The 25,734-nt window shown below is 59.4% G+C and carries 29 protein-coding genes and 1 riboswitch; of the genes, 18 read left to right on the top strand and 11 right to left on the bottom strand.

Going from position 1 to position 25,734, the window contains the following annotated elements:
• Positions 1-75: 75 nt before the first annotated feature.
• Positions 76-984: a LysR substrate-binding domain-containing protein gene (locus AAIS01_RS22495; protein ID WP_343470789.1), complete on the top strand. Its 909-nt coding sequence runs from the start codon at positions 76-78 to the stop codon at positions 982-984.
• A gap of 40 nt (positions 985-1,024) precedes the next feature.
• On the opposite strand, the gene AAIS01_RS22490 is transcribed toward AAIS01_RS22495, so the two are convergent.
• Positions 1,025-1,987, bottom strand: coding sequence for a DMT family transporter (locus AAIS01_RS22490; RefSeq protein WP_343470769.1), 963 nt, complete (start codon positions 1,985-1,987; stop codon positions 1,025-1,027).
• A gap of 74 nt (positions 1,988-2,061) precedes the next feature.
• Between AAIS01_RS22490 and AAIS01_RS22485 the strand changes: the two genes are divergently transcribed.
• A complete protein-coding gene (locus tag AAIS01_RS22485; protein WP_343470768.1) occupies positions 2,062-2,916 on the top strand; it encodes a LysR family transcriptional regulator in 855 nt (284 codons plus the stop codon).
• An 18-nt stretch (positions 2,917-2,934) separates the two neighbouring features.
• On the opposite strand, the gene AAIS01_RS22480 is transcribed toward AAIS01_RS22485, so the two are convergent.
• Positions 2,935-4,656: an amidase gene (locus tag AAIS01_RS22480; RefSeq protein ID WP_343470767.1), complete on the bottom strand. Its 1,722-nt coding sequence runs from the start codon at positions 4,654-4,656 to the stop codon at positions 2,935-2,937.
• Between the two features lie 264 nt (positions 4,657-4,920).
• Here AAIS01_RS22480 and nhaA point away from each other — a divergent pair, with 264 nt between their 5' ends.
• Positions 4,921-6,114, top strand: coding sequence for a Na+/H+ antiporter NhaA (gene nhaA, locus AAIS01_RS22475; RefSeq protein ID WP_343470766.1), 1,194 nt, complete (start codon positions 4,921-4,923; stop codon positions 6,112-6,114).
• 79 nt (positions 6,115-6,193) lie between these two features.
• On the opposite strand, the gene AAIS01_RS22470 is transcribed toward nhaA, so the two are convergent.
• Positions 6,194-6,547: an arsenic resistance protein gene (locus AAIS01_RS22470; RefSeq protein ID WP_343470765.1), complete on the bottom strand. Its 354-nt coding sequence runs from the start codon at positions 6,545-6,547 to the stop codon at positions 6,194-6,196.
• Between the two features lie 234 nt (positions 6,548-6,781).
• Between AAIS01_RS22470 and AAIS01_RS22465 the strand changes: the two genes are divergently transcribed.
• The 7 genes from AAIS01_RS22465 (at position 6,782) to AAIS01_RS22435 (ending at position 11,675) form a co-directional block, all read left to right on the top strand.
• Positions 6,782-7,195, top strand: coding sequence for an arsenate reductase ArsC (locus AAIS01_RS22465; protein ID WP_343470764.1), 414 nt, complete (start codon positions 6,782-6,784; stop codon positions 7,193-7,195).
• Between the two features lie 8 nt (positions 7,196-7,203).
• Complete coding sequence (locus tag AAIS01_RS22460) at positions 7,204-7,575, top strand: metalloregulator ArsR/SmtB family transcription factor (RefSeq protein ID WP_343470762.1); 372 nt, start codon at positions 7,204-7,206, stop codon at positions 7,573-7,575.
• A 65-nt stretch (positions 7,576-7,640) separates the two neighbouring features.
• The gene (arsH, locus tag AAIS01_RS22455; protein ID WP_343470761.1) at positions 7,641-8,357 is read left to right on the top strand and encodes an arsenical resistance protein ArsH; all 717 of its coding nucleotides are present in this window, start codon (positions 7,641-7,643) and stop codon (positions 8,355-8,357) included.
• 66 nt (positions 8,358-8,423) lie between these two features.
• On the top strand, positions 8,424-9,428 hold the full coding sequence (locus tag AAIS01_RS22450; RefSeq protein ID WP_343470759.1) for an ArsJ-associated glyceraldehyde-3-phosphate dehydrogenase: 1,005 nt from the start codon (positions 8,424-8,426) through the stop codon (positions 9,426-9,428).
• Positions 9,429-9,437: 9 nt separating this feature from the next.
• The gene (gene arsJ / locus AAIS01_RS22445) at positions 9,438-10,667 is read left to right on the top strand and encodes an organoarsenical effux MFS transporter ArsJ (protein WP_343470757.1); all 1,230 of its coding nucleotides are present in this window, start codon (positions 9,438-9,440) and stop codon (positions 10,665-10,667) included.
• A gap of 58 nt (positions 10,668-10,725) precedes the next feature.
• Positions 10,726-10,786, top strand: a riboswitch (Fluoride riboswitch).
• A gap of 140 nt (positions 10,787-10,926) precedes the next feature.
• Positions 10,927-11,310: a fluoride efflux transporter CrcB gene (gene crcB, locus AAIS01_RS22440; RefSeq protein ID WP_343470756.1), complete on the top strand. Its 384-nt coding sequence runs from the start codon at positions 10,927-10,929 to the stop codon at positions 11,308-11,310.
• Positions 11,311-11,321: 11 nt separating this feature from the next.
• Entirely contained in the window at positions 11,322-11,675 is a 354-nt protein-coding gene (locus AAIS01_RS22435; protein ID WP_343470755.1) for a DUF190 domain-containing protein, read from the top strand.
• Between the two features lie 230 nt (positions 11,676-11,905).
• Here AAIS01_RS22435 and AAIS01_RS22425 read toward each other — a convergent pair whose 3' ends face one another.
• The 6 genes from AAIS01_RS22425 to AAIS01_RS22400 are packed head-to-tail and all read right to left on the bottom strand — an operon-like array spanning position 11,906 to position 16,430.
• Positions 11,906-12,094 (bottom strand): YgaP family membrane protein, encoded by a 189-nt coding sequence (locus AAIS01_RS22425; protein WP_186653294.1) that lies wholly within the window; start codon positions 12,092-12,094, stop codon positions 11,906-11,908.
• Positions 12,095-12,107: 13 nt separating this feature from the next.
• Entirely contained in the window at positions 12,108-12,527 is a 420-nt protein-coding gene (locus AAIS01_RS22420; RefSeq protein ID WP_343470754.1) for a DUF6691 family protein, read from the bottom strand.
• 2 nt (positions 12,528-12,529) lie between these two features.
• A complete protein-coding gene (locus tag AAIS01_RS22415; protein ID WP_343470753.1) occupies positions 12,530-12,964 on the bottom strand; it encodes a YeeE/YedE family protein in 435 nt (144 codons plus the stop codon).
• A 43-nt stretch (positions 12,965-13,007) separates the two neighbouring features.
• Positions 13,008-13,811 carry a sulfite exporter TauE/SafE family protein gene (locus tag AAIS01_RS22410; RefSeq protein WP_343470751.1) on the bottom strand — a complete coding sequence of 268 codons (804 nt, stop codon included), beginning with the start codon at positions 13,809-13,811 and terminating at the stop codon, positions 13,008-13,010.
• Positions 13,812-13,839: 28 nt separating this feature from the next.
• Positions 13,840-15,510 (bottom strand): bifunctional protein tyrosine phosphatase family protein/NAD(P)/FAD-dependent oxidoreductase, encoded by a 1,671-nt coding sequence (locus tag AAIS01_RS22405; RefSeq protein ID WP_343470750.1) that lies wholly within the window; start codon positions 15,508-15,510, stop codon positions 13,840-13,842.
• A 41-nt stretch (positions 15,511-15,551) separates the two neighbouring features.
• On the bottom strand, positions 15,552-16,430 hold the full coding sequence (locus tag AAIS01_RS22400) for an MBL fold metallo-hydrolase (protein WP_343470748.1): 879 nt from the start codon (positions 16,428-16,430) through the stop codon (positions 15,552-15,554).
• Positions 16,431-16,657: 227 nt separating this feature from the next.
• Between AAIS01_RS22400 and AAIS01_RS22395 the strand changes: the two genes are divergently transcribed.
• From AAIS01_RS22395 to AAIS01_RS22360, 8 genes are all read left to right on the top strand, one after another.
• The gene (locus AAIS01_RS22395; RefSeq protein WP_343470747.1) at positions 16,658-17,983 is read left to right on the top strand and encodes a sigma-54 interaction domain-containing protein; all 1,326 of its coding nucleotides are present in this window, start codon (positions 16,658-16,660) and stop codon (positions 17,981-17,983) included.
• A gap of 147 nt (positions 17,984-18,130) precedes the next feature.
• Positions 18,131-18,331, top strand: a complete 201-nt coding sequence (gene cydP, locus AAIS01_RS22390) for a cytochrome oxidase putative small subunit CydP (RefSeq protein ID WP_143071619.1) — start codon at positions 18,131-18,133, stop codon at positions 18,329-18,331.
• On the top strand, positions 18,328-19,899 hold the full coding sequence (locus AAIS01_RS22385) for a cytochrome ubiquinol oxidase subunit I (RefSeq protein ID WP_343470746.1): 1,572 nt from the start codon (positions 18,328-18,330) through the stop codon (positions 19,897-19,899). Before cydP ends, AAIS01_RS22385 begins: the two co-directional genes overlap by 4 nt.
• On the top strand, positions 19,892-21,028 hold the full coding sequence (cydB, locus tag AAIS01_RS22380; RefSeq protein ID WP_343470744.1) for a cytochrome d ubiquinol oxidase subunit II: 1,137 nt from the start codon (positions 19,892-19,894) through the stop codon (positions 21,026-21,028). Before AAIS01_RS22385 ends, cydB begins: the two co-directional genes overlap by 8 nt.
• A 22-nt stretch (positions 21,029-21,050) precedes the next feature.
• Positions 21,051-21,173: a cytochrome bd-I oxidase subunit CydX gene (cydX, locus tag AAIS01_RS22375; RefSeq protein ID WP_343470743.1), complete on the top strand. Its 123-nt coding sequence runs from the start codon at positions 21,051-21,053 to the stop codon at positions 21,171-21,173.
• Positions 21,170-21,457, top strand: coding sequence for a cyd operon YbgE family protein (locus tag AAIS01_RS22370; protein WP_343470742.1), 288 nt, complete (start codon positions 21,170-21,172; stop codon positions 21,455-21,457). Before cydX ends, AAIS01_RS22370 begins: the two co-directional genes overlap by 4 nt.
• A gap of 10 nt (positions 21,458-21,467) precedes the next feature.
• On the top strand, positions 21,468-21,908 hold the full coding sequence (locus AAIS01_RS22365; protein ID WP_092396699.1) for a group II truncated hemoglobin: 441 nt from the start codon (positions 21,468-21,470) through the stop codon (positions 21,906-21,908).
• Positions 21,909-21,994: 86 nt separating this feature from the next.
• A complete protein-coding gene (locus tag AAIS01_RS22360) occupies positions 21,995-22,375 on the top strand; it encodes a rhodanese-like domain-containing protein (RefSeq protein WP_343470788.1) in 381 nt (126 codons plus the stop codon).
• 112 nt (positions 22,376-22,487) lie between these two features.
• Here the strand turns inward: AAIS01_RS22360 and AAIS01_RS22355 are convergent, their stop codons facing one another.
• Positions 22,488-22,922 (bottom strand): universal stress protein, encoded by a 435-nt coding sequence (locus AAIS01_RS22355; protein ID WP_343470741.1) that lies wholly within the window; start codon positions 22,920-22,922, stop codon positions 22,488-22,490.
• 21 nt (positions 22,923-22,943) lie between these two features.
• Complete coding sequence (locus AAIS01_RS22350) at positions 22,944-25,718, bottom strand: cation-transporting P-type ATPase (protein WP_343470740.1); 2,775 nt, start codon at positions 25,716-25,718, stop codon at positions 22,944-22,946.
• Between the last annotated feature and the right edge of the window lie 16 nt (positions 25,719-25,734).

The raw sequence follows: 25,734 nt of genomic DNA, 5'->3' as shown, positions 1-25,734 counted from the left end.
CATTCAGCTCATGTTGCACAGCGTCAGCGCTATGCTACAAACGAGTTCTCGGCCACGGATGCATTACCGGTGATTATGAATACGCTTGGAAAGTCTTTACCGCCGCTTGCCAGTTTGTTGCCCTTTGAAGCGGCGGCCCGGCTGGAGAGTTTTTCCAAGGCGGCCGAGGAGCTGCACATTACCCAGGCGGCGGTCAGTCGGCAGATACGGGGGCTTGAAGAAAATCTGGGGCTCAAGCTCTTCAGCCGGCGCAACCGCGCCGTGTTTCTCACCCAGGAAGGGCGTGAGCTAGGACATGTGGTGAGCAGCGCCTTGCGCAGTATCAGCGATGTCGCCGAGACCCTTCGCCAGGCGCCCGGCAAGCACCGTGTCGTTCTGCTGTGCCAATTGTGCGAAGCGTTCTACTGGCTGATGCCGCGTCTTTCATCATTCCACCAGCAATACCCTGAGATCGAAATCCAGGTGGCCACGTCTACCCGGCCGCTGACTGAATTCAATGAGCATTTTGACGTGGCCTTGCAAAGCACGGGGCGCCCCAGTGGTGCGCATGTTCTGGCGTTTACCGCGACCGATGAAGTGTTTCCGGTGTGCAGTCCTCGTTACCTCAATGTCCAAGAGCCCATGCATGTCAGTGAGCTGGCCCGCCACACGCTTTTGCACCATCGCACCACGCCGCCTCACTGGATGCAGTGGGAGAGTTGGTTAAAGGCGTTTGGACAAACGCCGGATGGTGAGCTTCAAGGCACCGTATTTGACAGCTATCCCTTGATGCTTCAGGCAGCCGTCGAGGGGCACGGAATTGCGCTGGGATGGCGCCGCACCGCCGCAAGGTTGATTGAACGTGGGGCTTTGGTGAGGCCGTGCGCGCAAAGTGTTCCCTTGCCTGAGGCGATCTCCGTTTTCAGAAATTCGCAGGGTGGCGATCGCGGCGAGGTCAGAGCACTGATCGAGTGGCTTGAGGGGGAGTTGGAAAGTGAAGGCTGACAGCAATAAAACGCTATTGAGTCCCGCGGCAATGGCGTGACTATGGCTGCGGGGCCTTGCCGGCCGCTGGCCGCCGAGCCTGCCGGGCTTCGGTGCGCACCACCATCCAGATACCGATTCCGGACACCGCCATCCCCGCCACTATTTGCCAGGAAAGGGGTTCGTTGAACATGGCCCAGGCCCATAGCATCGTCACGGGCGGGCTGAGGTACAGGACGCTGGCGACCCGGGTGGCTGTCGCCCGGCGCAGGCACAGCCAGTAGAGCCCATATCCGCCGATCGTCGACAAGCCTGCCGTCCACAGCACGCTCAAGGCGAAACCTGCACTGGGTATCGGCGCGAGGCTGCCTTGTACACCTTCGAGCAAGGCGAAGGCGAACCCTGAAACGCAGCATTGCAGCCACAGGTTGGGTAGCAGGCCCAGTGACTGCGACGCCGGGAGATGCTTTTGCCACAATGTCGCGACGGCCAGCGAGAGCATGCCGAGCAGCGGCAGGGCATAAGCCCACAAGGGCGCATCGCCCCAGGCCAGCGCGCCGTGGGTCACCAGCGCGGCACCGGCCAGGCCGATGAGCAGGCCTGCCCAGACTCGCCAGGCCAGTCGCTGTCCCAGTACGCCAGCGGCCAACAGTGCCATCCCCATGGGCAGTAAATCAGCGAATAGCGCGGCAAGCCCCGTCGGTACGCCCAGGGCAATACCTTGGGTAATGCCCGCCAGATAACCCGCCATGGCCAGCAGACCAATGCCGGCATTTTTCAGCAGCACCGCAGGCGAGGTTTGTGCCAACGCCCTGGCGACGAAGGGCAACAGAATGAGCGTGACCACGACGCAGCGCCAGAACACCACCAGCATGGCGGGCGCGTAGTCAATCGAGAATCGCGCACCAACGAACCCGGAACTCCAGGTCAGCAGCAGTGCCCCTTCAAGCAGGACCAGGGGGACCGCCCGGTGCCAGGCCGGTTTGGATAGGGAAGGGCATGAGATCGATCGGTATGGGTTCATGCCCACAGGCTACGAAAGCAGGCTAATCTAATAAATCAAAATATAGTGCAGCAGTTGTTCATAAAGGTTGAATCATGCCGGCCATACTCGATATTGAACTGATACGGACCTTTCATGCCGTAGCGCGCATAGGGAAATTCAGCGCGGCGGCGCAGCAGTTGCACAAAAGCCCGGCGGCGGTGAGTGTGCATATACAGCGGCTGGAGGCGGTGGCCGGCGGACGCTTGCTCAACCGTGACAATCAGGCGGTGTCCCTGACCGCCCTGGGCAAACGCTTGTTATCGTCTACCACGGAGTTGCTGAGCACTCATGACCGGGTGTTGGCCGACTTGCAGGGGACCCGCCTGGCGGGGCGCATCACCTTGGGTGTGCCGGATGAATACGCTGACCATGTCATCCGCGACATTCTCCCGACCTTCGCGGCCGCCTGGCCGAACGTGGTACTGGAGCTAAGAACGGCGCCAAGCTACGCACTGCGTGACCAGGTGCAGCGGGGAAAACTTCAGGCTGCGGTGATGGCCCGGCCCAGAGCACAGCCGGGCGCAGACGCGTTGGTCTTGGTTCCCACCACGGCGGTGTGGGTTGGCCCGGTCAACATCACGCTCGACCCGACGCAGCCGCTGCCACTGGCCGTGCATGCAGCGCAGTGTCCCTATCGACAAGCCATGATCGAAGCGCTCAGGCAATGCGCACGCAAGTCGCGCATCGTCCTGGAAAGCCCCTCCACTCAAGCCGTCAAAGCGTGTGTGGAGGCCGGTTTGGCGATCAGTCTGATAGACCGCGCCCGGGTGACGGACAAGATGCAGATACTCGACAGCTTGCCGGTGGTTCCAGAGCATGAGGTGGTCTTCATGCGATCGCAGGCATCACACGCCGATGAAGCGGTGAACCTGCTCTCCCGTGCCATGCAGCAGCACTTCCGGCTTTAGGGGCGGCCTGCGCCACGCTTACCTGTCGCTGTCGCCCACCGACAACGGCGGCGTCCGGGGCGGGATCACCCGTTTCGACCCTGTCGACTCAAACGCCGAGGCCAGGCGCAACAGGGTCGAATCGTCATAGGCACGTCCGGCAAACGTCAGCCCCACGGGCATGCCGATATCGGCCATGACACCCATCGGCACGGTGACCGTGGGCACACCCAGGTGCCGGATGGCGAGGTTGCCATTGGCGACCCAGACCCCGTTGCTCCAGGCGATATCGGCGGAGGCCGGATTGACATCGGCGTCTGCAGGGCCGACGTCAGCGACTGTCGGGAATATCACCGCATCGAGCCCAAGCCGGTCCATCCAGTCTTCAAGATCGATGCGGCGGGTCTGTTCAAGCCCACGCAGTCCATCCGCCAGGGTGGGAATCTGGTCCCACGGTGTGATCCCGCGCTCGGCCATCCGCACATATTCGTCCATGCCGGCGGCAAGATCGTCCTCACGGTTGGGCAGGGTGCCCGGGTCGTGGGGGAATATCAGCGCGCCGTCCACATCGGCCAGGCGATTGAGTTTTGGATCACCGTTGGCCCGCAGAAAATCATCGAACGCCCAGGCCGACAGGTCCCACAACTCATGGTGCAGGAACTCCTTGGATACCAGACCTCGGGTGAAAACCGTCGGCGCGCCCGGACGATCTCCCTCGCAATTGGAGACCAGCGGGAAATCGACCTCGACCACCTGCGCACCACAGGCCAGGAGCGCCTTGCGAGCTTCTTCCCACAGGGCGATCACCGAGGCGCGGGTGTTGATTCGCTGCCCCGTCGGCCCGCCAATGCCGGGTGCTTGCGCCGTGCCCGCATCGGGGTCGGCGTTGATGTACATACGCGGAACGCCGAAACGGATACCCGCGAGTGCACCTGCGTCGGCGGCAAGGCCGGAATACGAGGCGGGGCGCACCGAGTCGACACTCGGGAGGGGCACCCAGGGTTGCATGCGCCACAGATCACCGCGAGTGTCAGGGTCATGCGCCACCACGACGTCCAGCACTTCCAGCAGGTCCGCCATCGTCCTGGCATAGGGCACGACAACGTCCATTGTCGGGGTCAACGGCCAGTTGCCGCGCACCGAGATCACCCCGCGCGAAGGCGTATAGGCGCACAGGCCATTGTTCGATGCCGGGCCTCGGCCGCTCGACCAGGTTTCTTCGGCAAGGCCGAATGCGGCGAAACTGGCCGCCGTCGCAGTACCCGCACCGTTTGAAGAGCCGGAGGCGAAAGGCGCGGTGAGGTATTCGCCGTTGTAGGGGCTTTCCGCACGGCCATACACGCCGCGTTGCATGCCGCCGTTGGCCATGGGCGGCATATTGGTCTTGCCCAGGCAGATCGCCCCGGCGGCGCGAAGCCGTTCGATGGTGAACGCATCGCGATAGGCGACCAGGCTCGCGAACGCCGGACTGCCAGAAGCGGCCGTGAGCCCCTTCACCAGATAACTGTCCTTGGCGGTATAGGGAATGCCATCAAGCGGACCCAGGAGCTGACCCTTGGCCCGCCGTTCATCGGACGCCTGTGCTTCCTTCAGGGCATCGGGATTGCGAACGACAACGGCGTTCAGGGCGGTGGACGTGTCGGCGCCGTCGTAGGCATCGATCCTGGCAAGATAGGCCTGGACCAGCTCGACGGCTGTCGTCTGGCCGGATTCGAGTGCTGCGCGTAATTGGGCGATGGAGACTTCAGTGATTTCGATCATGTTGTTACCGTTGCTGCTGACGGGGACGTGGTGCGCGGAGCCTTTCAAACCGGACCTTGGGCACTTCAGGTGTCTCAAAGTGGGTTCTCATATCAGTGGCATGCACTTTACTACGGGATAAGCGCTAAAGGGCTTAATTGGAAAACCGCCTCCCATCGAGCAGTACCTTTTGTATAGAATGCCGTGCAAGGGTGTCACCGCAAACGCGGCAGGGCAGGTTTAATCAAGCGCAGGTCGGGCCGCCAGCGCGGAGTCGCTGTGCCTATGAGCCCGGAACCGTTGCGCCTGAATAATAAAAGTGAGTCACCTTCCGCCATGGCTTTCCTCTCCCGTTTTTTCGCCGCTGAATCAGCTGGCGGTCTGGCCCTGATGGCCTCCGCCCTGGCCGCGCTCATCGTAGCCAATTCGCCCTGGTCAGAGGTGTACTTCTCCGCACTGCACGTCAAAGCCCTCGGGCTTTCGGTCGGGCACTGGATCAATGATGGCCTGATGGCTCTGTTCTTTTTATTGGTCGGCCTTGAGATCAAGCGCGAAATGCTTGAAGGCCAGTTGTCGCGCTGGAGTCAACGCGCGCTTCCAGGTTTTGCCGCGCTGGGCGGCATGCTGGTCCCCGGCCTGATTTACGTCGCGATCAACTGGGGCAATGCGCAAACCCTGGGCGGCTGGGCGATTCCCACGGCAACGGATATCGCATTTGCCTTGGGCGTGCTGTCGCTGCTCGGCAAGCGTGTGCCGATTTCCCTGAAGATCTTTTTGTCGGCGCTGGCGATTCTGGATGACCTCGGGGCGGTCCTTATCATCGCGCTGTTCTACACCAGCGATTTGTCCGTCAACATGTTGCTGGCTTCGCTGGGCGTGACTGCTCTTTTGGTGGTACTCAACCGCTGCGGGGTGAAGAGGCTATTCCCCTACCTGATAGCAGGCGCGCTGCTCTGGTACTTCATGCTTCAATCCGGCATCCATGCGACCTTGGCCGGTGTCATCCTTGCCCTGTGTATTCCGCTCGGTGATTCCAACGAAGGAGGGTGGTCGCCGCTTCTCTACCTCGAAGAAAAGATGCATCCGTGGGTGGCTTTCGCGGTGGTGCCCATCTTTGGTTTCGCCAATGCCGGCGTGTCCCTTGCCGGTATTTCCCCGAATAATCTGATCGATCCCGTACCGATGGGGGTGGCGATGGGGCTGTTGGTGGGCAAACAGATCGGGGTGTTCGGTCTGGCGGCGCTGGCCATCCGTTTCGGTCTGGCCAAGATGCCTCACGGGGCGAAGTGGTCTCAGATGTATGGTGTGGCGCTTTTGTGCGGAATCGGCTTCACCATGAGCCTGTTCATCGGTGCGCTGGCGTTCCCCACTGCGCCCCATCTGGTCGATGAAGTCAAAGTCGGCGTGCTGCTGGGCTCCACACTGTCTGCCATTATCGGAGTCCTGGTGCTGATGAAGGCGGGTTCGAAAAAGAGTTGAGGTGATGGGCGGCGATGCCCTTGCCGGTGTCGCCTTGAAAGCCTGGTTTCATGCCTGCACAAGGGCAGTACAGAGCGTTTCATTTGGCAGGCAGCGCAAGGCTTGTGATGAAACTGCCTGCCACTAGAACGCACATCACAGCCAACAAGGGCGTTGAACCAAATTTCTCCAGGATAAGAGCCGCGGCTACCGGGCCACTGGCTTGGGCGATCAGCATGGGCCGAGCCAGCAGCCCCATCGACACCATCATCGGATAGACCATCAGCCAGATCAGCCCCGCGACAATGAAATTGACCGAGCCGTATTCATAACCGGCCAGGGTCTGGAACAGCTGTGGGAACAGACTGCCCAACCCGATGCCCGCCGCGATACACAGTGCCACCCAAACCGACAGGTAACGCTCGAAAAAGCCGATGGGCTGGGTGGTGCCCATGCTCAAACCGCTTCTCTGTGGGTCAGTGCGCAGGTTGTGGATGCAGAACCCTATATGTAAAAAATCATATATTCATGAGCTGGGTGCGATCCTGTTCAGCAAATTCCCTTAAGAAGTCTCCATCTTTGTCTCGCTGTAAAGGTCGCTTGTCATGGAAAAATAATCAGTGGAAGCTTTACCTTACATTCGGATAATCATATATTCGGCTTTCCATATATTTGGTGAGGCTTCATCATGATTGGCAAAGCCAGCGTACTCTTCGTCTGCACCGCCAACGCTGCTCGTTCCCAGTTAGCTCAAGCGCTGCTCAGGCACACGGATTCGGAGCATTTCGAGGCATTCAGCGCCGGTACTGCACCCACTGAGGTCGACCCTCGCACCTTCGAAGCCCTGGCGCATCTGGGGGTCAGTACGGAAGGGTTACGGAGCAAATCGATTGATGAGTTCCGGGGGGAGCGTTTCGATTACGTCATCACCTTGTGTGATAAAGCCGCTTCGGAATGCCAGTCACTCCCCGGCGCAGGCGAGACCATGGCCTGGAGCTTCGAGGATCCGGTCACCAGTACTAAGCCCGATGCGTTCCGTCACACGCTTCACGAGATTCATGATCGCATCAAGATGTTTGTCTTGGTGAAAACCAAACACTGAGAACTGAAATGGCTGACCACCTGACCCCGACCACTGTCTTCAAATGCCTGGCCGACGACAATCGTGTGCGCATGATGCTGCTGATCACCCGAGAGGGGGAACTGTGCGTCTGCGAGCTGACGTGCGCGTTGAACGAGAGTCAGCCGAAAGTCTCCAGGCACTTGGCGCAGTTACGCACGTGCGGGTTGCTGTCGGACCGTCGGCAAGGTCAATGGGTTTACTACCGACTGCACCCCAATCTTCCTGACTGGGTGTTGCAGGTACTGACCGTGGTACTCGAAACCAACCAGCACTGGTTAAGTCCTGATGCCAGGCGACTGGATGAAATGGGTGACCGTCCTGAGCGGCTAGCCGTTTGTTGTGAGAGCAAAATTGCCTGACGAACCCCGGTATGTGATGCCGTCGGTTCGATGATTCCCGAAGCACCGTCTCGCAGGAAAAGACTATGTTTGATGACGCTATTCCCCAACTCGAAACCGAGCTGGCTGATATCCCATCGGCCGACAAGCTGGGTGTTGAGAAAACCTCCCTGCACAAACCGCGCATTCTGCTGTTGTACGGATCCACCCGTGAACGCTCCTTCAGTCGCCTGATGGTGGAGGAGGCCGCTCGGTTGCTGGAGCACTTCGGCGCCGAAGCGCGGATTTTCAATCCGTCGGGCTTGCCGCTACCCGATGACGCGCCGGTCGATCATCCTCGGGTCCAGGAACTGCGCGAGCTGATGCAGTGGTCTGAAGGCCAGGTCTGGTGCTCGCCGGAGCGTCACGGTTCAATGAGCGCGGTGTTCAAGGCGCAGATTGATTGGGTGCCGCTGGCCATGGGCGCGGTCCGTCCGACCCAGGGCAAAACCCTCGCCGTCATGCAGGTGTGCGGTGGCTCGCAGTCGTTCAACGTAGTCAATCAACTGCGCGTGCTGGGACGCTGGATGCGCATGTTCACCATCCCCAACCAATCCTCCGTGCCGAAGGCCTACATGGAATTCGATGACAACGGCCGGATGAAGCCTTCACCGTTCTACGACCGCGTCGTGGATGTGATGGAGGAGTTGGTGAAGTTCACGCTGCTGCTTCGCGACCGCCAGGATTACCTGGTCGACCGCTATTCCGAACGCAAGGAGTCGGCGCAAGAACTGATGCAACGGGTCAATCAGCGCTCCATCTGAGTCAAACCATCGCCTGGTTCGACCTGATGTCGAACTCCCCAGACACCCGATACAGAGCACAACTACATGACTATCAAAGTGGGCATCAACGGTTTTGGACGCATCGGTCGCCTGGCACTGCGGGCCGCCTGGCATTGGCCAGAGTTCGAGTTCGTGCAGATCAACGACCCGGCAGGTGATGCGGCGACCCACGCGCACCTGCTGAACTTCGACTCGGTACATGGCCGCTGGAATTACCAGGCCGACGCCGAGGGCGACAGCATCGTCATCGGCAGCAATCGCATCAAGGTAACCGCCAACAAAGCGATTGCCGACACGGACTGGTCGGGTTGCGATCTGGTGATCGAAGCCAGTGGCAAGATGAAAACGGTCGCGGTACTTCAGGGCTATCTCGACCAAGGCGTTAAACGTGTGGTGGTCAGCGCTCCCGTGAAGGAAAAGGGCGCATTGAATATCGTCATGGGCGTCAATCATCAGCTGTTCAAACCCGATGTTCATTCGATCGTCACCGCCGCTTCCTGCACCACCAACTGCCTGGCGCCGGTGGTGAAAGTCATCCACGAGAAGCTGGGTATTCGTCACGGTTCGATTACCACGATTCATGACCTGACCAACACCCAGAGCATCCTCGATCAGCCCCACAAGGATCTGCGTCGAGCGCGCGCTTCGGGCATGAGCCTGATTCCAACCAGTACCGGTTCAGCCACCGCTATCGCGGAAATCTTCCCGGAACTGCGCGGGCGCCTGAATGGCCATGCCGTGCGTGTACCGCTGGCCAACGCTTCGTTGACTGACTGTGTCTTTGAAGTCGAGCGGGCCACCACTGTCGAGGAGGTCAATCAGCTCCTCAAGGACGCTTCCGAGAATGAGCTCAAAGACATCCTCGGTTTTGAAGAGCGTCCGCTGGTGTCCATCGACTACCGCACCGACCCGCGCTCATCGATCATTGATGCGCTATCGACCATGGTCATCAACGGCACCCAGGTCAAACTCTATGCCTGGTACGACAACGAGTGGGGCTATGCCAACCGCACCGTGGAGCTGGCCCGGATGGTCGGTCGGGCAGTCTGAGGGGCGATCATGAAAGCGTTGTCAGCCCTCGCTCCGCCAGTGCGGCAGTACCTGCTGGTCACCGGCAATTACTGGGCCTTCACCCTCACCGATGGCGCCTTGCGCATGTTGGTGGTGCTGCACTTCCATGCGTTGGGCTACAGCCCGTTGCAAATCGCCGCGCTGTTTTTGTTTTATGAGATTTTTGGCGTAATCACCAATCTGGTGGGCGGTTACCTCGGTGCCCGGCTAGGTTTGAACCGAACCATGAACATCGGCTTGGGCATGCAAGTCGTGGCGCTGTTGATGCTGACGGTTCCGCCAGCCTGGCTGAGCATTCCCTGGGTGATGGGCGCTCAAGCGCTGTCCGGGATCGCCAAAGACCTGAACAAGATGAGCGCGAAAAGCTCGATCAAGCTGCTGGTGCCCGATGGGCAGCAGGGCAAGTTGTACAAGTGGGTGGCGATCCTCACCGGCTCCAAGAATGCCCTCAAGGGCGTTGGCTTTTTCCTCGGTGGAGCGTTGTTGGCGCTGATCGGTTTCAAAGGTTCGCTGCTGGCGATGGCCGGCGTGCTCGCGCTGATCTGGATCGGTAGCCTGATGCTGTTGAAAAAGGACCTGGGCAAAGCGAAAGCCAAGCCCAGGTTTCGCGACATCCTGTCCAAGAGCAGGGCGATCAACATCCTGTCAGCGGCGCGGATGTTCCTGTTCGGTGCCCGCGATGTCTGGTTCGTGGTGGCCTTGCCGGTGTACCTGAGCAGTGGTTTTGGTTGGGACTTCTGGAAGGTCGGCGGCTTCCTGGCAGCCTGGGTGATCGGCTATGGCATCGTGCAGTCCTTTGCGCCCAGCATCACCGGCAAGAAACGTGGGCACGTACCGGATGGTCGCGCGGCGTTTGTGTGGGCACTGGCCCTGGCGGGCCTGCCGGCGGCCATCGCACTTGGGCTCGATAGCGGGTTGTCACCCCAGGCGGTGCTGCTGGGTGGGCTCATGGTTTTTGGTGCGCTGTTCGCGGTGAATTCCTCGCTGCACAGCTACTTGATTGTGTCCTACGCCAAGGAAGACGGCGTGTCGCTGGACGTGGGTTTCTACTACATGTCCAACGCCATGGGGCGGCTGCTCGGAACGGTGCTCTCCGGCTGGGTCTATCAAACGTATGGACTGGGGGCGTGCTTATGGATATCCAGCGCATTCGTGCTGCTCGCCGCTTTGATTTCCATTGGGTTGCCTCGCCACGCTAGTCCGGCGGTCGATCTTTAGCTACCTTCAGACTTCATCCATACGAGATTCTTGCTGTCATTGGCATTGATGCTATAGGATCTGGAAAGGAGATGGCATTCCTCCTCAAACCGCCTTGTGCTGATGATGCCTACGTGAACCCTGGACAGGGTACGTAGGCTCGTCTGTACCCTGTCCCCACTCTAGGACAGGTTATGATCTTACTCCCCGAATCTTCCCCGTTCAGTTGCGCTTGCCGACTGGCTGTCTGGCCACTCAGACGCTTTGAGGTGGGCGCGCCATGCTGAAATCGTTCATCGTTATTGCCATTGGCGCCTCACTGGGTGCCTGGTTGCGCTGGCTCTTGGGTGTCAACCTCAATGCGCTATTTCCTACGCTGCCTCCAGGTACCGTAGCTGCGAATATGGTTGGCGGATACATCATTGGCCTGGCCATCGCCTTCCTGGCTGCATCGCCCACACTAAGTCCTGAGTGGCGTCTCCTGATCATCACGGGTTTCTGTGGCGGTCTGACCACGTTTTCTACATTTTCTGCCGAAACGGTTGCCCTGATTCAGGAAGGCAGATTGTTGTGGGCGCTCGGCTCGATTTCGTTGCATGTCTTGGGTTCGTTGGCGATGACCGCTGCCGGGCTTCTGTCCTACCAAATGATGGGTACTCGCTGAGGTGATAAAAAATGAAAGGTTTCATGGTCGTTTTCTTTACTCAACAAAACCGTCGCTATCAGGGAAAGATGCTAGGCGAATGGATCGTCGACGTGGCTAAAGAAATGGGGTTGCGCGGCGCCACGCTCTGCACTGGCATCGAAGGATTTGGGCATACCGTCCAGCTGCACTCATCGCACTTTTTTGAGTTGGCGGATCAGCCTACGGAGATTCGCCTGGCGATCACAGAGGATGAGGCAGAGCGATTGTTCAAACGGCTGGACTGCGAGGAGATATCAGTATTCTTCACCAAGACGCCGATCGAAATGGGCACCCTTGGGAAAAATCCCTCCCGTGCAACCACTTCCACACCTTCGGAGCTATGAACATGAGTGACGCGGTATCCCGATCCCTGATGACTTTTTACAGTCGTCGAAATTCCCGTGAACCATTTTCCGTTCAAATACGAGGTGGACGAGCCGAGTGAACAATTATGTGCCGTGAGGCGTGTTCTCAGAAAGGCTGAGGATGGTGTCCACCCAGTGGACACCATCGCCCCGAACGACAGTGTCAGGAAAGGTGTGTTCCGTGGACGGATAGCGCGCCAGCTTCCGCCTCAGCAGCGTTTGCAGGTCTTGATGCCCAATAGCGTATAGACCGGGCAGAAACGGAAAATCCCCGTGGCCAGCGGCACCAGGCCGATCCAGCCCCACAAGCCGATCACACCGCTCAGGCTCAGAGCAATGAGGATAAGTCCTGCGGCAATACGCAAGCTGCGGTCGATGGTTCCGATGTTGGCTTTCATGACGATCTCCCGATCAGTGAGTGCGCCGGTTCTCCAGCGCCGTGAACAACAACATGCCAGCCAGCATGGCCAACACGAATACGATGACTTGCCAGTGCCCGGTGAGCAGGATCGCCACGGCGGGCCCGGGACAGATACCGGCTATTCCCCAACCGATGCCAAACAGCAGGCTGCCGCCGATCAGGCGTGGGTCCAGCTCACGCTTGAGCGGTAATTGCATCGGGTTTCCCAGCATCGAACGGGCCTGGCGACGGGCCCAGGTCAGCGGGCCGATCGCAACAGCAATCGCGCCGAGCATCACCAACGCCAGGGAGGGGTCCCAGGCGCCGCTCACATCCAGGAACGCCAGGACTTTGCTGGGGTTGGCCATGCCCGTCAGGAGCAGCCCGAGGCCGAACACCAGACCGGCCATGAATGCAGTCAGTTTGAGCATGTTCAGATCCCCAGCACATGACGCAGGACAAAGACCGTGGCGAAACCGCTGAACATGAAGCACGCCGTGGCGACGATCGAGCGCGGAGAAAGGCGCGATATACCGCACACGCCGTGGCCGCTGGTACAGCCCGACCCGTAACGGGTGCCGATGCCCACCAACAGACCGGCGATGGTGAGGACGCTCCAGCCGCTCTGAAACTCAATCTGCGGCAACGCCGTGAACAGGCCCCATACCAGCGGCGCGACGAGCAGCCCCAGCAGAAACAGGGCCTTCTCGCTGACCCCCTCGCTACCACGCTGCAGCAGGCTGCCGAGCAACCCGCTGATGCCGGCGATACGGCCATTGGCGACCACAAAAAGGCTGGCAGCCACACCAATCAATGCACCGCCGGCCAGGGATGACCAGGGCGTGAAGTTGAGCCAGTCGATGTTCATGCGATTGCTCCGATACCCTGCACGTTGATACTCCACCAGGCGCTTAAACCAAGGCCTTTACCACCAATGCCACGGCCACCAGCGCAGCCAGAATGGCAAAACCTTTTTGCAGACTGGGCTCCGGCAGCCTGGCGGCGAGCAAGCGCCCGCCGGTCATTCCCAACAATGCGCCGAGGGTGAAAGGCACGGCAATCGCCCATTGCAAATGTCCCGCCGCCGAACTTGCCACCACGCCGGAAATTGAAACCAGGGCAATGACCGTCAGTGACGTGGCGAGCACCGACTGGGTGCTCAGGTTGGTGTAGCGCCGCAGCGCCGGGACCATGACAAAACCGCCGCCCACACCCAGCAAGCCGGACAGCGCGCCGGCGAGCATGCCGGAGAGCGCCAGCGCCCATGCACAAGGTGCGGTCCAATGGAGCTTGCCGCGGTTTTCGTCCAGTACGCAGGGCGGGGGTTTGCGCGTCGACGTCGCGTTGGCATCGACGCGCGAGGGTAATGACTTTTGAAAGGCGCGGAAGGCCACGTACAGCAATAGCAGGGCAAACAGGATCGTCAAGGGCCGGTTGGGCGTGCGCTGGGCCAGCCAGATTCCCAGTGGAGAGCAGATGATGCCCGCGCCTGCGGTCAGCAGTGCAGCCTTATAGCGTACGGTGCCGTTTCTAAGGCCCATTACCGCGCCCAGGGACGCGGCCAAACCCACCGCCAGCAAGCCGATGGGCCCGGCTTCGGCCATGCCCAGGCCCGCGCCGAAGACCAGCAGGGGAACCGCCAGTATGCCCCCGCCAGCGCCGGTCAGCGCCAGAATCACACCCACGGTGAGGCCGAGCAGCAAGATGATGATCATCCCTCTCTCCTTGCCTTAAGGCCCGGTTTCATTGATCTGCCAACTCCGGTTTTGCCAGCCACTCACGCCCGCGGAGCATGCCCTTCCAATACAACGGAGGGAGAATCCGTTCCTTGAGCAGCCACGCCAGTCTCGACGGCCGGGGCCCGTCAATCAGCCAGGATGGGAAGCTGGGGGCGACGGTGCCGCCATAGGTGAACTCCGCCAGGACGATCTTGCCCCGCTCGACTGTCAGCGGGCAGGAGCCGTAACCGTCGTAATGGGCGTTGCCCTTGGCTTTGCCCATGGCTGCCAGCACGTTATGGGCGACCACCGGCGCCTGCTTGCGAGCGGCCGCGGCGGTCTTGGCGTTGCTGGAGTTGGTGGCGTCGCCCAGTGCATGAATATTCGCCCAGGTTTTATGGCGCAGCGTGCTGGGGTCGACATCAATCCAGCCAGCCGCATCGGCGAGGGGGCTGACGCGGATAAAGTCCGGCGCAATCTGTGGGGGCACCACATGCAGCAGGTCGAAGTCACGGGTGACAAGCTGGTGCGTGCCATCGGGCTTGACGCTACTGAAGGTGGCGGTTTGCGCGGCCCCGTCAACGCTGATCAGCGTGCTGCCGAAGTTCAGGTCGATGCCATAGGCGCGGACGTACTCCATCAGGGCCGGCACGTAGTCGGGCACCCCGAACAGCACGGCACCGGCACTGCAGAAATCGATCTTGATGTTGCCCAGTACCCCTTCACGCCGCCAGTGGTCGGCCGAGAGATACATGGCTTTTTGCGGTGCGCCGGCACATTTGATCGGCATGGGCGGTTGCGTGAAGATCGCCCGGCCACCGCGCAGTTGCTGCACGCACGCCCAGGTATAGGGGGCCAGGTGATACAGGTAGTTTGATGTGACGCCGTTGCGACCCAATGTCTGCGGCAGGCCTTCAATGGCATTCCAGTTGAGTTTGAGGCCGGGGCACACGATCAACTGTGCGTACCTGACGACCCTGCAGCCATCGAGAATGACCGCGTTTCTCTCGGGTTCAAAGGCGGCCACGGCGGCTTTGATCCAGTGCACGCCGCGCGGAATGGTCGAGCCCATCGTGTGGGCGGTCCGGGGGGCATCGAAGACACCGCAACCGACCAATGTCCAGCCTGGCTGGTAATAATGCACATCTGCCGGGTCAATGATGGCGATGTCGAGCCCCGGTTCCCTGGCCAACAAACTCGATGCCGCCGCAATGCCCGCTGCGCCGGCGCCGATAATGACCACCGCATGCTCGGCCTCGGCCACTTCGACCGGGGTCAGCCCTTTGTTCGCAATCCGGCGGATAACGCCTTTCATGTCAAACCCGGCATCCTTGGCCGCTTCGACGATCTGCGGCAGCGGCAGCAGGCTCGCTTGTGACAGCGCCCACAGAGTGGTCGAGCGCATGCCGGAGCGGCAATACGCCAACACTGGTTTTGGCAGTGTTTCAAATAGCTGGCCGAAGGCAACGCCTTGTTCGTCGGTGACCTTGCCCGATTCCGCGGGAAGGTAGTGAGCCTCAATGCCCAGCGCTTCAGCCGCGCGCTTGATTTCGGCAAACAAGGGTTGATCACTGCCTTCACCGTCCGGACGATTACACACGATGGCGCGAAAGCCGGTGTTTTTCAGTTCCGTCAACTGGTGAGGGTAAATCTGCGCTGATACCGCTAAGCCTGACGCAAGGTGGCGGATGTCCATGGTGGTCTCCGTGAGGGGATGTTCTTATAGGGGAGGGGACGTCAGAGCACGTTGAGCGGGATCTTCAAATAGCGTGTGCCATTCGCTTCAGGCTCAGGCAAGTGTCCGGCTCGCATGTTGACCTGAACCGAGGGCAGGATCAGCGTGGGCATTTCCAACGTGCTGTCACGCTGGGTGCGCATGGCCACGAACGCTTCTTCACTGATGCCATTACGCACATGGATGTTGTCGGCGCGCTGCTCGGCCACGGTACTGGCGAACAGAACCTCGCGGCCGTCGGGCTGGTAGTCGTGGCACATGTACAGCACCGTATCGGCCGGCAGGCTCAGCACCTTGTTGATGGAGCGGAACAAGGTACGGGCATCGCCGCCTGGAAAATCACAGCGCGCAGTACCGTAGTCGGGCATGAACAGGGTGTCGCCGACGAATGCCACCGTTTGCCGGGTGTCGCTGACGACATACGTCATGCACGCGGGTGTATGGCCGGGCGTATGCAGCGCGCGGCACTCCAGCGAGCCGATGGAGAACGTGTAGTCATTGACGAACAGATGATCGAACTGACTGCCATCCTGGGCCATCTCGTCACCGGTATTGAACAACGTGCCAAAGGTTTGCTGCACGGTGGTGATCCGACTGCCGATGCCGATCTTGCCTCCCAGCTGTTCCTTCAGGTACGGCGCTGCCGTGAGGTGGTCGGCGTGGACATGGGTTTCAAGAATCCATTGAACCTTGGCGTCCAGCTCGGCCACCCGGGCGATCAACGTGTCGGCAGACCGCGTCGTGGTATGGCCGGATTTGTGATCGTAATCCAGTACGCTGTCCACGAGTGCGCAGTGGCGGGTCGCCTGATCGAGCACGATATAACTGACAGTATGGGTATCGGGATCGAAAAATCCTTCGACGTGCAATGTAGCGGACATGATCGGTCTCCTTGGTCTTGTTGCCGACAGGTTTAACCTGAAGTTGCAATAAGTCTGCCATGGGCCGATTGAGACAGGATTTTCAGCTATCTAATTGAATTTGCTATGTTTATTTTTGTAGGTTGGATGCGGTATTTTCACGCAGATGAATAAACAACTGCCATTGGCAGTGTTTGTTGGCATAGTGGCAGTGTCACTCGCATGCGGATGAACCTACAGGAACCCCAATGAGCACTCTCCTGCCGACCCCGAACAATTTGGTCCCGCCATCGGATCAGGTGCAGTCACTGGTTTCGTTTCTCGAGCACGAGCCGCATCCGATGATCGTGCTGGACCCGGACTACAACATCCTGGCGGCGAACACCGCTTATCGGCGCCAGTTCGGCAGTGCCGATAAGCCTTTTATCGGTCATAAGTGCTATCGGGTTTCCCATCATTACGATGTGCCTTGCGATCAGGCAGGGGAGCACTGCCCGATGAAGAAGGCCAGGGAAATGCGCGGCCCGGATCGGGTCCTGCACATTCACCACACCCCCCGCGGGCCTGAGCATGTCGACGTGGAACTGCGCCCGATCCTGAATGACCATGGCGACATTACCGCTTATGTGGAGCGCCTGACCCTGGTACGCAGCGCCTCGGCGCGGCCCAGCAATGAGGGCCTGGTGGGCAGCTCTCCTGCATTCAATCGCGCGCTGTCGGAGCTGCAACGGGTTGCGCCGTCCATGTTGCCTGTGCTGCTGTTGGGCGAGTCCGGCACGGGTAAGGAACTGTTTGCGCGCGCGGTCCATGAGACCAGTGAACGGGCCCACGGCCCCTTTGTGGTGGTGGACTGTTCCGGGTTGACTGAAACGCTGTTTGAGAGCGAACTGTTCGGCCATGAGAAAGGCGCGTTCACCGGCGCCACCATGCGCAAGCAGGGCCTGGTGGAGACGGCTCAGGGCGGTACGCTGTTTCTCGATGAAATTGGCGATGTCCCTTTGCCCATGCAGGTAAAACTGCTGCGCTTGATTGAGTCCGGCACTTATCGCCGTGTCGGCAGTGTAGAGACCCAGCACGCGAATTTCAGGTTGGTGGCGGCGACCCACAAACCTTTGGAACAAATGGTGGAGAACGGCGAGTTCCGGCAAGACCTGTATTACCGCATCAGCGTGTTTCCCATCCACTTACCCCCTTTGCGTGATCGGGTGCAAGACATCGGCTTGCTGGTCAATTCGTTTCTGCAACGTTCCGGTACAGGCAAGCGCCGGCTGACCATCGACCCTGACGCCCTGATGCAACTGCAGCGGTATTTCTGGCCGGGCAATATCCGCGAGCTTCGCAATGTTCTGGAAAGAGCCAGCCTGTTCGCCGATGACGGGGTCATTCATAACGTACATTTACCCCAGAGCCGCGCGGTAAGTGCGCCCCAGATGTCTGCTCCCGCCCCTTTGGACAGCAACGCGCTGGCCCAGGTGCTGGCTACTTTTCAAGGTACCCGCAGCGAACTGGCCACGCACCTGGGCATAAGCGAGCGCACGTTATACAGACGGCTCAAAGAACAGGGTCTGGCCTGATCGCCAGTGGGTCCGACGCACGACTGCCAATGACTGCCGCGCTGGCAGTCTGGCAGTGTATTTGCCTGCCAAGGCTGCGTGCGTGTATCTGAAGTTATGACTAACTGTTTGTTTTAAAAGAATAAAAAAATAACGTGGCCCCTTGGCATGACGTGTGCAAATCACATCGTCATGACTATTTCCGATAAACGACTGCGTCGCCATCTGCTCACAGCAGTACTGATCAAACTGGTCGTACTGACACTACTGTGGTGGCTGTTCATCCGCGATTCACGCGTCAGCGTGGACTCGAACACCATCGGTGAAAGGTTCGGCGTACCCACTTCGGCTCAAGGGGCAAGTAAGTGATCTCAGAACAACTGGTGGATTTGTCACGGCTGCAATTTGCAGCCACTGCGCTTTACCACTTTCTTTTTGTACCGCTCACCGTCGGCATGGTTTGGCTACTGGTCATCATGGAAAGCGTCTACGTGATGACCGGCAATGTCATCTGGAAAGACATGACGCGCTTCTGGGGCAAGTTGTTCGGCATTAACTTCGCCTTGGGCGTGACCACGGGTATCACTCTGGAGTTTCAGTTTGGTACCAACTGGGCTTACTACTCACATTACGTCGGTGACATCTTCGGTGCACCGCTGGCCATCGAGGGACTGATGGCGTTCTTCCTTGAATCCACCATGATCGGGTTGTTCTTTTTTGGCTGGGACCGCCTGAAGAAACAGCATCACTTGCTGGTCACGCTGCTGATGGCGATTGGCACGAACCTGTCGGCGCTGTGGATCCTGATCGCCAATGGGTGGATGCAGAACCCGGTAGGTTCGGAGTTCAGTTACATCACCATGCGCATGGAAATGGTCGATTTCTGGGCGGTGGTTTTCAATCCCGTCGCGCAAGCCAAGTTCGTGCACACCGTGTCGGCGGGTTACGTCACCGGTTCGATGTTCGTGCTCTCGATTTCAAGTTGGTATTTGCTGAAAAATCGTGATGTCGAGTTTGCCAGACGTAGCTTTCGGGTCGCGGCGGCTTTCGGTCTGGCGTCAGTGCTGAGTGTGATCGTGCTGGGGGATGAGTCCGGCTACACGGTGGGCGAAGCACAGCAAACCAAGCTGGCCGCGATGGAGGCGATGTGGGAAACCAAACCGGCGCCCGCAGGCCTGACGCTGGTGGCCAGCATCAACGAAGCCGAGTCCAGGAATAACTGGGAGGTTGACGTTCCATGGCTGATGGGCCTGATTGGAACGCGCTCGGTGAGCAAGCAGATTCCAGGGATCAATGAGATCAAGGAAAAGAACCGGGCTCGAATCCTGCGGGGTATTCCCGCCGTCAACGCGCTTGAAGCACTCAGAGCCAATCGCGGCGACATGGCGGCACTCCAGGCGTTTGAAGAATACAAAGCTGATCTGGGTTTCGGCCTGTTGCTTAAAAAGTATGTCGAGGACGTCAATCAGGCCACCCCGGCCATTATCGAAAAGGCCGTAAACGATACTGTGCCGCGTGTGACACCCATGTTTTGGGCATTCCGGATCATGGTAGGCCTTGGTTTCGCCATGCTGATGCTCTTCGCACTTGCATTCTGGAGCACCTTGAAATCGACCTGTACGCGCAGCCCCTGGCTGCTCCGTTGGGCGCTGTTCATGCTGCCTGCTCCGTGGATCGCCTGTGAACTGGGCTGGTTCGTTGCCGAATATGGCCGCCAGCCCTGGACCATCTACGGCGTACTGCCGACCCACATGAGCGTATCGACCCTCAGCGTCAACAACCTGTATGGCTCGCTGGCGGGGTTCGTCATTTTTTATACCGTGCTGCTGGTGGTGGAAATGTTCCTGATGATCAAGTTCGCCCGCCAGGGGCCTGGCAGCCTCGGTACAGGCCGTTATGTTCACGACGCCCACCTGAAGGAGCTTCAACATGCTTGATTACTTCACCTTGAAAATCATCTGGTGGGCGTTGGTCGGCGTGCTGCTGATCGGCTTCGCCATTATGGATGGTCATGACATGGGCGTGGGCACGCTGCTGCCCTTTGTTGGCCGCAACGACATGGAACGGCGGGTTGTTATAAACACGGTCGGGCCGCATTGGGACGGCAATCAGGTGTGGTTCATCACCGCCGGTGGCGCACTGTTCGCGGCGTGGCCTGTGGTCTACGCCACGGCCTTCAGTGGTTTCTATTGGGCGATGATCCTGGTGCTCTGGGCGTTGTTCTTCCGCCCGGTGGGGTTTGACTACCGTAGCAAGATCCACAACGCCACCTGGCGCAGCACCTGGGATTGGGGGCTTTTTGTCGGCGGGGCAGTGCCTCCGCTGGTATTCGGGATTGCGTTTGGCAACTTGCTGCTGGGCGTGCCGTTTCACTTCAATGACTATCTGGTGTCCACCTACACCGGCAGCTTCTGGCAACTGCTCAATCCTTTCGCGCTGCTGTCCGGCATTGTGAGCAGTGCAATGATCACCTTGCAGGGCGGCACTTATCTGGCCCATCGCACGGAGGGGGCTATCCAGTCCCGGGCGGTAAAAGGTGCAGTGGCGGCGGCAATCGTGCTGGTGTGCTCATTCATCGTCGCCGGCATCTGGCTGCAATGGATTGACGGTTATCGCATTACCTCGCTCGTTGATACCGCGGCGCTGCCGGACATTCTCAGCAAGACCGTGGTGCGTGAGCCTGGCGCCTGGATGACCAACTACGAACGCTATCCATTGCTGTGGCTGCTGCCCGCCCTTGGATTGGGCGGGGCCGCAGGTGCCGCCCTGTTGTTGATGGTGCGCCGCACACTGTCAGCGTTTGTCGCCTCATCGCTGGCGGTGATTGGCGTGATCAGCACGGCGGGCGTCTCAATGTTCCCCTTCATCATGCCGTCATCAACGATGCCTGCGGCAAGCCTGACCGTGTGGGACAGCGTCTCCAGCCACCTGAGCCTGGCCATCATGTTCTGGGCCACGCTGATCTTCATGCCCCTGATCGTGATGTATACCTCCTGGGCGTATCGCGTCATGAGCGGCAAAGTCACCGTCGCCCAGATCAAAGCCAACGAACATTCAGCCTACTAGTGCTGGCAAAGGAGTGAACGATATGTGGTATTTCGCCTGGATGTTGGGCGTCGGCTTTGCGCTGTTGCTGGCGATATTGAATGCAATGTGGGGTGAGAACGAAGCAGGCCGAGCCTTGAGTGACCGTGACGAGGCCCAGCCATGACGCCGAATGTCGCGCACGCCCAGCCATCCTCACAGCTCCATGTGCTGAGCCTGACCATTGCGGTGGCGATCATGCTCGCCTGTACGCTCTATCCCCCTTTGATGGAGGCCCCCGATGGGAAAGCTGACCATGCCCTGGCAACGGCCTTGTTCGCGGCCATGAGCGTGGCTTTTGTGAGGGGCGTGGGTTTTATCCCGCGCAGGCTCATCTGGCGATGGCTGTTCTCAGGCTGGACCTGCTTCGCGGTGCTGGTGCTCGCCGGCTGGTTAAAGTGGCTGCATTGAGGCTGACAACATGACTGAACATTTGAATAACCCGACCACGAACCCCGCGAGCACCTACCTCCAGTTAGGCGGTGAGGCAGGGGTCTATCAACTGGTTGAGCGCTTTTACGAGTTGATGGAGACGCTATCTGAGGCGCAAGTGGTGCGTCGCATGCATCCACCGAGCCTCGCTGGCAGTGCCGACAGTCTGTTTAAGTTTCTCAGTGGCTGGTTTGGCGGTCCGCCGCTGTTCCAGCAGGAGCGCGGACACCCGCGTTTGCGCATGCGACACGCTCCTTTTGCTGTCAGTGTCGTCGAGCGTGATGAATGGATGCTGTGCATGCGCCGGGCAATTAACGAGCAGGTGAGTGACCCGACGCTAAACAGCAAGTTGCAACGCATGTTTTCGGAAATGGCTGATCACATGATCAATACCGACGGGCGCAGTGTGGATATGGGCTCACCCGCGTAGTGCTTGCCAGCGCCGCCTGATGTCTCAATGCGCTTTTACCCGTGGAAATTTTCACGTCCTTCAACAGGGGTTCTGAAAATATCATGATGAAAACGGCACATGATCTAGTCACTGACGCTAAAGCACTGATAGAGGAAATCACCCTCGATCAGGCCGATCAGGCTATCCGGGAGGCGGATGTATTGATCGATGTGCGTGAGGCGGATGAGTATGCCGCCGGTCACCTCATCGGTGCGATACATGTATCGCGCGGCATGTTGGAATTCAAGTTGACTGCCGACACCGCGCTTGATTCGCGGGATCTTCACATTGTTCTGTATTGCAAAACCAGTGGTCGTGCAGCGCTGGCGGCGGCATCAATGAAGGGGATGGGCTACCTGCATGTAAAATCGATCCTCGGTGGGTTTGATGCCTGGGTCAGCGCCGGAAAACCGATAGCAGGTCCGCATCTACCGACGTTCGATTGATGCAGGTATCCCTGTAGCGTCCGCACTATGACAGGTTGAACAAGCGTTCTGCCTCGCAGACGTTATGGGGGGCAGGCTCCCTGGTGCGCCATCAACTGCAACTCACCCTCGGTTATTTGACCAGGGTAATCGGGATACTGGACAGCTGGATGACTTTGGCCGCGACAGAACCCAGGAAGATGCCTTCGAGAAAACCACTGCCGTGCGAACCCAGGATGATGCTGTCGCACCCCAGGGATTTGGAGCACGCCACGATTCTGGTGGCCGCGTCGCCGTGCAACGTATGGAAGGTGAAGGCGATGCCTTGCTGCTTCAGAAGCGTGATTGCCTTTTGCGCATCTTCGGCACTCTTGCCGTCGTAGTAATCGTCAAGTTCATCCTTGCTCATGGTTTGCGCGATACGAGTGGGTAAAAATGACTGAACGTTCACCAGATGTACCTCCACGCTGCCTCCCAATAGTCCGCCGTTCTGGATCAGCCCGATGAGGTAATGCACGACACGTTCGGAGTGCTCTGAACCATCGACTGCGACCAATACTTTATGCATTTTGCGTATCCTCTTTCAGTGTCATGACTTCGGGCGCTGTCCCACTAGGAGCGTAGCGCTCCTGGGGTCGGTCAACCGTAGCCGAATCTGTTTTTCCGTTTCGATGATTGCAAAGAGCGCGACGCCCACGGCGATAATCAATAGCCCATCCATAAAGGGAATCGCTTGCGTGGCAAACACCCTTTGCAGGGGAGGCGCGTAGGTGATGGCGAACTGGGCGAAGGTTACCACTGCAACGGTCAGCCACACGACTTTTGTACCTCTGACGGCCTTCCAGGTGAGTGACGTGCCGTAAAGATTGCGTATGAAGAACAGGTGGAATATTTCCATCACCACCAGCGTGTTGACGGCGATCGTGCGGGCCAACTCCACCGGGTAACCCCGATCCAGTGCGTAGGTAAAAATGCCGTAGACGCCGCAAAGAAACAGGATCGAAACCAGCACCATGTGCCAGATCAAGGCGCCGCTTATCAAAGGCTCATGCCTTGAGCGCGGCGGCCTGCGCATGGTGTTTTCTTCGGTCGGTTCGAACGCCAGGGCGATTCCCAACGTGATTGCGGTAATCAGGTTGATCCACAAAATCTGGATCGGTGTCACCGGCAGGGTGAAGCCAAACAGCAGCGCGACAATAATGGTCATGGTTTCGCCCGCGTTGGTGGGCAACGTCCAGCTCAACACCTTCTTGATGTTGTCGTAGACCGTCCGGCCTTCACGCACCGCGGCCACGATAGAGGCAAAGTTATCATCGGCCAGCACCAGGTCTGCCGCCTCTTTTGCCGCTTCACTGCCTTTGTCACCCATGGCGATGCCGGCGTCGGCGCGTTTGAGCGCGGGCGCATCGTTGACACCATCGCCGGTCATGGCCACGGTCATGCCATTGGATTGCAGCAACATCACCAGCCGCAGCTTATGTTCGGGGCTGGTGCGGGCGAAGATGTTCACGTCCTTGAGCGCTTCTTTGAGCGTGGCGTCGTTCATCGCGTCCAGCTCGACGCCGGTCAGCACCTTGTCGGGATTTTGCAGACCGATTTGCGCGCCGATGGCGGCGGCGGTGCCGAAGTGATCGCCGGTGATCATCTTGACTGCGATACCGGCCGCCTGGCATTGCTGGACCGCCTGGATCGTTTCAGGGCGAGGCGGGTCAATCATGCCCGTCATGCCAAGCAGGGTCAGCGAACCCTGCACGTCGCCAAACTCCAGCACGGTGTGCTCGGACGGCACCGGCCGGCTGGCAAACGCCAGCACGCGCTGACCTTTGCTGGCAATGGCGTTTGCCTGTTGGTGCCAGTAGTCAGCATTGAGCGGCTCTGTGGCGCCGCTGCTGCCACGCTGTTGCGCGCACATGGCCAGGATCTGTTCCGGCGCGCCTTTTACATAGATGGACGCCTGTCGCTCATGGTTGTGGTGCAACGTCGCCATGAAGCGGTGTTTGGCGTCAAACGGAATCGCATCGGTGCGGGGCCAGGTGTGTCGCTCTTCTTCACCATCGATCCCGGCTTTCACGGAAAACGCCAGCAGTGCGCCCTCCATGGGATCGCCCTCGACCTTCCAGGCGGCTTCGTGCTGTCTCAACACCGCGTCATTGCAGAGTGAGGCGGCGCGTCCCAGTTCGGCTAACGTGGGGTGGTTGGAGGTGTCAATCAACTGGTCGGCCAGGTTCATGTTGCCCGACGGTTGATAACCGGCACCGTCGACGGTGAAGGTGAGATCACTGGTGACGACCGAGGCGACCATCATTTCGTTGCGGGTGAGGGTGCCGGTCTTGTCCGTGCAGATGACCGAAACCGAGCCCAGCGTTTCAATGGCGGGCAGGCGACGCACGATAGCGTTGCGCCGGGCCATCGCGCGAACGCCAACCGCCAGGGTAATGGTGAGTACGGCGGGCAGTCCTTCGGGGATGGCGGCGACCGACATGCCCACCACCACCATGAAGATCTCGTTGAATGCGTAATGGCCGACAAAATGACCGTAAACCAGTAACAGCCCCGCAACGAGCAAAATCAGAATCGTCAGCCAGCGCGCGAAGACGTTCATTTGCTGGACCAACGGAGTGGTCAGTGTCTCGACGTCTGACAGCAGGTTGCTGATGCGCCCGATCTCGGCTGCGGTTGCAGTCGCCACGACCACTCCGGTGGCCTGTCCGCAGGTCACCAGGGTGCCACTGAAGGCCATGCAGGCGCGATCACCCAGGGCGGCCCCCATGCGCACAGGTTCAATGTGTTTTTCGACGGGGGCGGATTCACCGGTGAGGATGGCTTCCTGGATCTGCAGCCTGTTGGCGTGCAGCAGACGCAGGTCCGCGGGGACTTTGTCACCGGCCTCCAGTAACACAATATCGCCCGGAACCAACTCCTCACCTGCAACACTTAAACGTTGGCCGGCACGCATCACGGCTGCATGCGGTGCCAGCATCTGCCGGATCGCGTCCATGGCTTTTTCCGCTTTGCCTTCCTGGACATAACCAATCACGGCGTTGGCCACCACCACCGCCAGAATGACCAGCGTATCCCAGAGGTGTTGCAGCAGCGCGGTGATCACCGCAGAGCCCAGCAGCACATAAATCAGGATGTTGTGAAACTGCAACAGAAACCGCAGCCACGCCGGTCGCCGGGCCGATTCCGGCAAGCGGTTAGGGCCTGTGCGCGCAAGCCGGGCTTGAACTTCGGCGTCGTTGAGCCCGGTGTGTTCATTGACCTCAAGCCGCTTGAGCACCTGCTGCGCAGGTAATGTGTACCAAGCCTCGGCATCCACGGGAGTCGGATTTTGCTCGGTCGATGCGTTGCTCGGTCGGTTCATCCGTCCATCTTCCCTG

The sequence above is a fragment of the Pseudomonas halotolerans genome, from assembly GCF_039581215.1.
GTDB classification, from domain to species: domain Bacteria; phylum Pseudomonadota; class Gammaproteobacteria; order Pseudomonadales; family Pseudomonadaceae; genus Aquipseudomonas; species Aquipseudomonas tehranensis.
This window is presented reverse-complemented; position numbering and strand designations above follow the sequence as displayed.